Raw genomic sequence first — 507 nt, forward strand, 5'->3', positions numbered from 1 at the left:
GGTGACGATGATCCTGCTGTTGTTGTCGCTGAACTTTCTGCCGACCGACACACCCTGGGACAGCAGCGCGGCACGGCGTTGGCGTGATGCGGCAATTTCGGTGGTTGCCGGGATCGGCTCAGGCGCTTTGATCTATGCGCTGATGATGCGGGATTTTGCTTTCCCAACGATTTCGGAATTCCATCTGGCCAATTCGTACAAAGGTGGCGGTGGCACCAACGTCGTGAACGTGATCCTCGTCGACTTCCGGGGTTTTGATACCTTTGGCGAGATCATCGTGCTGGGCATCGCAGCCCTGATCATCTACGCCCTGACCGAAGCAGTGCTGAGCACCAATGTGCGCAGTTACCTGCTGAACCGTAAACCACATTGGCCGCAGTCGGGTGACTCTCACCCATTGATGATGGTGGTCGTCACCCGCGTGATGATGCCCATCGCATTGATGGTCGGGGCCTATATCTTCTTCCGAGGCCACAACCAGCCCGGCGGCGGCTTCATCGCAGGCCT

1 protein-coding gene is annotated in these 507 nt (G+C 58.0%); it reads left to right on the forward strand.

All coding sequences use genetic code 11. The features are described 5' to 3' along the window. A partial coding sequence (mbhE, locus tag ACR0JX_RS19745; RefSeq protein ID WP_480545536.1) for a hydrogen gas-evolving membrane-bound hydrogenase subunit E occupies window positions 1–507 on the forward strand: 507 nt, incomplete at both ends.

The sequence above is a fragment of the Ruegeria sp. AH7 genome (assembly GCF_056541325.1).